Origin of the sequence: Paraburkholderia sp. 22099, from assembly GCF_052045835.1 — a bacterium.
Taxonomy (GTDB): domain Bacteria; phylum Pseudomonadota; class Gammaproteobacteria; order Burkholderiales; family Burkholderiaceae; genus Paraburkholderia; species Paraburkholderia terricola.
On record NZ_JBQEPU010000041.1, the window covers coordinates 44,543 to 51,012 of the forward strand.

Genomic DNA, 6,470 nt, shown 5'->3' on the forward strand with positions numbered 1-6,470 from the left:
ATTGCGAATTGTTAGGCATCTTCCTGCTCTTCGGGATAGGCCAACGGCTCCACTGCTATCCAGCCTTCCCTTTTGGGTGCATTATGGCCAGTTCTTTTGTCACCATCCTCGGTGGTGATAACCTTGCCTCCACGATGAATCATTGCCCTCACAACGGAATTTCTTGGATGGTGTTCATCCATTTTTGCCGCACTTATAATTGCAGTAAACAATTCCTTGCCCTTTTCCGGCATTTGAGCGAGCCGTTTCCCCAACCAGCGATCGAGAACCTCGGTAGAAACATTTCTACGTGATCCGTGATGAGGCACTTGGAAACGATCGACACCAGGAATGGCAAAGCCTGCCATGGGTGCAAAATCAGCCGCTTCAGTTAAACCGCCTCGCCCAACATCACCAGTCAGCAGAATCCGGTGACCGTGAAGAATTGCATACTGCACAACACTCATTTCGTTCTCGGCGCTCGTTTCATTGGACGAGAAAATTTCGTCGCCCCAGGCTCCCTTGACAAAAGCGACGACCTTTTTAGCTACGTCCAGGATGCCTTTAAACAGTTCATCCAAGGCACTCGATTCCTGCACTGCTTCCGGCGTGCGTTCGGAATCAACGATAAGATCTAGATAACGTGCTTTGGAGGGTGCCAAAACGGTAAATTCGCCGATTTTTGCGCCTTGAAATGGCTCAGAAATCGCAATCCCCTGCTCGTCAGCAATCTCTTCCAGAGCAGCAAGATTCGGATATAGCTCTTTCAAGCGTGCTTTGAGGTTTTCAACCGAAGTGAACCGTGAGAATCTATCAATCAGTTCGTCGGCGTAAAGCCAAGGCCGGAGCATCCATAGCTCACCAACAGTAAATTTTTCTAAAACCGTTTTAAGGCCAGCCGCATGATCCCCATCGGGATGGGTAACAACTACGCGATCGACATATACCGGGCTGTCGTAATGCTTATTAATATAGTCAACAATCTTATCGCCCGTGTCGCCATAACCGCCATCAACCACATGTATCGTAGAGTTCCCATTTATACAATATCGAATTGTTACGGCATCCCCACTCTTTGGAGATTCGACATCGAGAAAATCTATTTCAAAGAAATTTGTCATGGCCTCTCGCTCTCAATTTTTTCCTGCTGTTTTGATTGACGTGATAGTTCAATGCCCCACACGCTTTGTCCAACCGCTTCGATTTTTGTTAAAAATTTGTCAACGTTCAATCCCGCAAGAAAGGTCATTGCCCAAATTCCGAGTTGATTTTGACCCGAGCCTGCATCGTGAGATGCGCCCAGCAACAACAGACCCGATTGAATGAATAAGTAACTTACCCCACCGAGAATCAAACTTACAACGGGGCGAATGAAATACCACGGCAACCACGCAATGTCCCATCGTCTATGGACGCACGCGTTCAGATAAACACCTCGGAGGCAATACATGCACCCACCAAGCCCCCCGAACAATATGCACACGGCTACGCTCTGGAGGTTGTCGGGAAGCCAAGGCGTTTTACCCAACGCGATACCGACCAGTCCAATGGTTACGAGGCTAAGCTCCATCAGTAATCCGACCGCTACAAGCCAAACGGACAAAGCGCCACCCCCGAGAACCAGCAGTGCTGTGAATCAGCAACTATTGCTCGTCAATGTACTGCTTTTCGTTAGATTTAGAAAGATTTACCGTGACGAAGGGCATTTTTATGCGAATTAGGTAAGAAGTGCCTCCCGAAACGGGCGAAATCTAGACGGTTCCTTGCGGGTGTCCTTCCTTACCCGCTTCAACGCCAAACCGTTACTCATACTTTTTGCCTGTTTTGCAAGCAGGTAAAGCGATGTAGCTATTGATTTGTAAAGGCTTTTTGGTAGGGCGAGTTACTCTCCCATGGCCCGCCCCAAAATGGCTCTGAGTCTTGTCCGATAGGGCTCTGTCGGTCGGCCCAAAGTGCACGACCCACAACGGCGGCGCAAATTGCGACCTTTCCCGCATTGCCAAGACAGAACTGGCACCACAGCAGCGCGATTATGCTCAAGCGGTTTCTACAACACACGATGGAGCGCGCTGCCTTCAATCAGAGCAGTTACGCATCCAGCAGAAGTCAAGGCGCTATAGCCTACAGCCATCTTCATGGCAGCATCTTTCGACGCCGATCGGCCGCCATCTACGACCGACGAAATCATTCTATCCGCGCGATAGAAAAATTCAACTACTTTTTATGACCACGTATTTTTAATTACGACGTAAAATTAGTCTTGGTCTACAATGCTGTGCGGAGGACGGCCTAAATGAATCTGCCCCGAGACACTCAGCGTGAGCGCCTGTATTACATCGAGTTTCTGGCCCTATTTTCTGGACAAGTGAGCAGGAAGGATCTGACTTTCCGATTCGGAATCAGCGAACCTGCTGCAACCAAGGACCTCTCGCTTTACGCGGAACTAGCGCCTTCGGTGCTGAGATACGACCTACGACGGAAATGCTACGTTTTTGATGGCGGCCAGCCATACTTCGAGCACAAGGTCGAGCAGGCGCTCCATGCGCTAGCAGGAGACGGAGCTGTCGATTTCGACACTGCGAGAACGAAACGAATTCCGGGTTGGGTAAGTACAAGCATCAAGCGATACGTTCCGCTCGAAATCGTTGCCGCTCTCACTCGTGCAATCGACCAGCAGCAGTCTGTTACAGCTCAGTACACCTCACTAACGACTGGACCTCGCCCCCGAAAACTCTCACCATTGGCTCTTGTGAATGACGGCCTACGCTGGCACATCCGGTGTTTCGACCACGAAAAGAGAGAGTTTCGAGATTTCGGGCTCACGAGATTCGCGAGCGTCGAGGTGAGTGGAGGATCCGAAGTTAAGTTGTCAGACGATCGTGACTGGAACACCGAAATTGCGCTGCGCCTCACCCCTCATCCCAAGGCGCTTCACCCAGAAACGACATGCACCGACTATGACATGAATGATGGCGTCAAGACGATCACACTCCGCGCTTGCCTAGTGGGATATTTTTTGCGTCACTGGCATATTGATTATTCCGCAGATGCGTCCGGTAACCCACGCGCGCAACAGCTCTATCTCGCAAATCGGAACGAAGTGCTGGACGCTGGGGTCCCGGGATGGACGTTGCAGCCGTAGAGTATGCGCTTCCAGGGGGCTCGTAAAACGACGGTTATGCGGCCCAAAGTAAGCGACCAGCGCCCCTCTTGGAGAGCGAGCTTTGGGTGGCAGTCGTGAGCGGCTGCTAGCGATGCGGTACCAGTGTCCCCTGCCTAGCTGGCGGGTTCGGTCATCGAAGTTTCGGACCTGATGCGCGTGCTCACCGGATTGCTCGCGAGCACCGCGCAGACTTCGCCCCGCCACCGGCCCCTCGCCATGCAGCTGCTGCTCGAGGAAATCCGCGCGGCGCCCTCGCTGCCTCTCGGCCTACCGTTGCCCCCGGAGCGGCGGCTGCGCACGCTGTGCGCCGCCATGATGGAAGAGCCGGGCTCAGACCGCACGCTCCAGGAATGGGCCCGCGTGGTGGGCGCGAGCGACAGGACGCTGGCCCGGCTTTTCCAGAGCGAGCTGAATACGAACTTCGCAATCTGGCGCCGGCAGCTGAGGCTCTCACGCGCCATCCACCTCATCGGCCGGGGCATCCCGCTGCACGTGGTCGCAGCCGAGCTCGGCTATGCGAATGCACTGGCTTTCTCCACCATGTTTCGGCAGGCACTCGGCTTTCCGCCCTCACAGCTCGCAGGCACGTCCGGGGTCTGGCCTGATCATCCTGCGTGGCACAACTGCCTCTGCCCTCTAACGCCTTTGCAGCCACCGCAGAATGACGACGTTCAGCAATGCGACCGCCCAACAAACCGCTCGTCTACCCGATCGTGTAACCGCGGGCGGGGTTCGCTGCGGTGCCGTCGGTCACTTCCGCTTCCGCCCCCGCCGGCGAGTCCGGGGATATTTGCTGGTCGCCAAGTGGCCGCCGCCTGGCGTCCAAGTCCGGCGGCACAACGCAAGATACAGCAGCACTCAAGGAGCTACGGGAAGGGATTAGAATCTCGACTCATTGACGATCAGTAGCCTTCGCATGCTGGTCGAACAATCGTCGCGCTATAGCAATCTGCCAACATCGGCCGGGGACGAGGGTGAAAACAATGTCGACCAATATCCAAGAAAAAAAGAAAATCCGGAACTTGTCGCTGAATAGCCTTTCCGAGCGCCATCCCGGACTCACGCGAGCCGTCGGCGACGGATATGCAGAAGCCGCCGCCGTTTGCCTGAGCCGTCATCACCGGCCGCCCACAACGGTGTCAGTCGGTGTTGATGAGAACTCGTCGGAGTGTAGTGCCGATTGGAACGTACCCGACGACCGAACGCTTCGGGCGTGGGCTAACGAAATCGATACGACCGAAGCAGGCGCCTACGGACTCACGCTTGCTGCGGTGGAGCTTGAACATGGATTAGTAGCTGTCCGACGCGCGGAAACACTCACTGGCGCAGATTATTACATTGCCCCAGCAGGCACCGATCTTTCTGATCTCGAAGCGTGCATACGACTCGAAGTTTCAGGAACCGATCGGGGCGACGAAAAGGTCATCGAACAACGCCTTAAAAGCAAGCTCAAACAGGCTGCCGCTGGCGCTAGTAACCTGCCGGCCATCGCATCCGTTGTCGGCTTCCAGGCTCGCGCGATCGTCATGGCAAAGCTCGAGGATACCCAATGAGCTGGGCCGACTTTCATACACAAAGCGAACTATTGGCCTCTGAGGCATTCGTCGCGTTAAGAGCCGGAAACGCAAGTTCCGCGGAAGCTTTGTACGCGAACGCTGCGGAATTGGAGGAGACAGCACTCCACGCTGTCGAGTCCGGCAAGCCTCGCACCTTGGGAATCACCGCGGTAAGCGCGGTGTCGCTCTGGTTCAAGGCACGAGCCTATCGGCGGGCGGAACAGCTTGCCTGTCTGATGCTCGGCAATAACGCCTTGCCTGAATTCGCAGCAGATAACCTGCGGTTGCTGATTCAGGCAATCTGGACCGAGCAGTCGAAACTTCAAGCAGGAGTTACGTTTCTTCCGGGGCAGGTGATGATCTCCGTGAAGGGTGGAGAGGTGGTTACCGGCGGAGCACCTCTAGATCTGATTGTCGATAAGGTACAAACGGTTCAATCGATTTTCTACCGGACCATTGAATTTTTGAAGAACATGCCCCATCGCTCGCGCGGAGGACCGCAACGATCAATTCAGGAAGCCTGCCGACCCTGGCTATTTCAGGCGCCCCCTGGAAGCTACCAATTCTCAGTCGCCATCCAGGAGCCAGCACAGAAGGATTTTTTCGACGAAGCCATTAAGCCTGATGAGGTTGCCCTTCATTTTTTAGCGGTTCTCAAGGCCTCGTCCTCCGATGAACGTGAAGCACTTGAAAAACTCATCCCGGATCGGGAATATCGGGCCACCTTCCTGAAACTGACGCGCAACCTAGCCCCCACCGGGAAGTCGTTTGAGCGTCTGGAAATCAAGGCAGCGGGCGAATCAGGAGGAGTCGTTCTCGCTCCAGAAAACCGGACCCTGATTAACCAGTCCTTACGTGAACAGAAGCCGCCTGTCTCATCCCAAGGGGAAGCGACAACGGTTGTCGGCACCCTGCGTGCGGTCCATCTGGATAAGGACTGGCTGGATCTCAACATGAGCGGAAAATCTGTCCACATTGACGGCGTCAAGGACTCCATTGATGACATCATCGGTCCCATGGTGAACAAGCAGGTAGTCGTGCATGTCCTCAAGCTACCCAAGGGCAAATTGAAGTTCGTCGACATTGAGCTGGAGGAGTAAGGCACGGCACGCGCATAACCGGGACATTCAAACCGGGGCACGCCAGACTTCTGAGAGATCGTCGGCAAGGTCTGCAAACGGGTTCGGCAGGATGCGGCGGGCCGCGAAGTTTCCGATCATGGCCGCGTTCGGATAGTGGAGCGCCAATCGTCGCGTTGCTGCGACGTAATACGCTCCGGAGGTCAGCATATCGCCAAACACGAAGATATGGGTTGGCTGATTCCCCACATTGCCGACGCGGGCGTCGAAGCTGAGATCCTGTGTACGGCGGCCCAACGGTTGAGCCCATCGCCGGGATAGGCGGACATCCGCTTTTTCCGTGCGGTCTCGATCAACCGCATGACGAACCCGAGCTTCGTCTTGTCATGTACAGAGGGCGGCAGTCAAACGACCGTGGCGTTCACGCCGGTCCGCGCGAGATCCAGTGCTGCCTGCTCGGATCGCGCCCTCGCGCCGCCTACGGCAGCGCAATCGGCATCGTCAGTTTCCTGGGCCGCCCGCCCCGGCGCCATCGCCATGGTCGGAAAGGCGATGACAAGAGAGCCCTTTCGTTCGTAAGCGACTCGGCCCGACCGTTTCCCCGTTCGCGCGCGCGTGAGGCATGGTGGTGATGGTTGTGTCGGAGTCAGTGTAGATCAAGTGAGATCGTGTCCACGATCGGCGATCGTGGGC

General features: G+C 55.3%; 7 protein-coding genes. 4 read left to right on the forward strand and 3 right to left on the reverse strand.

Features of this window, described 5'->3' with window-relative positions; genetic code table 11:
* Positions 1 to 11 precede the first annotated feature (11 nt).
* Positions 12 to 1,100, reverse strand: coding sequence for a ComEC/Rec2 family competence protein (locus ACTJLC_RS28390; protein ID WP_310135872.1), 1,089 nt, complete (start codon positions 1,098 to 1,100; stop codon positions 12 to 14).
* A complete protein-coding gene (locus tag ACTJLC_RS28395) occupies positions 1,097 to 1,549 on the reverse strand; it encodes a hypothetical protein (protein ID WP_440845905.1) in 453 nt (150 codons plus the stop codon). The genes ACTJLC_RS28390 and ACTJLC_RS28395 overlap by 4 nt, the downstream gene beginning before the upstream one ends.
* Before the next feature lie 723 nt (positions 1,550 to 2,272).
* Here ACTJLC_RS28395 and ACTJLC_RS28400 point away from each other — a divergent pair.
* The 4 genes from ACTJLC_RS28400 to ACTJLC_RS28415 all read left to right on the forward strand — a co-directional run bounded on the left by ACTJLC_RS28400 (position 2,273) and on the right by ACTJLC_RS28415 (position 5,798).
* On the forward strand, positions 2,273 to 3,121 hold the full coding sequence (locus tag ACTJLC_RS28400) for a WYL domain-containing protein (RefSeq protein ID WP_440845907.1): 849 nt from the start codon (positions 2,273 to 2,275) through the stop codon (positions 3,119 to 3,121).
* 336 nt (positions 3,122 to 3,457) lie between these two features.
* The gene (locus tag ACTJLC_RS28405) at positions 3,458 to 4,051 is read left to right on the forward strand and encodes a helix-turn-helix domain-containing protein (protein WP_440845911.1); all 594 of its coding nucleotides are present in this window, start codon (positions 3,458 to 3,460) and stop codon (positions 4,049 to 4,051) included.
* Between the two features lie 74 nt (positions 4,052 to 4,125).
* Entirely contained in the window at positions 4,126 to 4,695 is a 570-nt protein-coding gene (locus ACTJLC_RS28410; RefSeq protein ID WP_425185714.1) for a hypothetical protein, read from the forward strand.
* The gene (locus tag ACTJLC_RS28415; RefSeq protein WP_425185713.1) at positions 4,692 to 5,798 is read left to right on the forward strand and encodes a hypothetical protein; all 1,107 of its coding nucleotides are present in this window, start codon (positions 4,692 to 4,694) and stop codon (positions 5,796 to 5,798) included. Before ACTJLC_RS28410 ends, ACTJLC_RS28415 begins: the two co-directional genes overlap by 4 nt.
* A 27-nt stretch (positions 5,799 to 5,825) precedes the next feature.
* Here ACTJLC_RS28415 and ACTJLC_RS28420 read toward each other — a convergent pair whose 3' ends face one another.
* Entirely contained in the window at positions 5,826 to 6,074 is a 249-nt protein-coding gene (locus tag ACTJLC_RS28420; RefSeq protein WP_161553735.1) for a hypothetical protein, read from the reverse strand.
* Positions 6,075 to 6,470 lie beyond the last annotated feature (396 nt).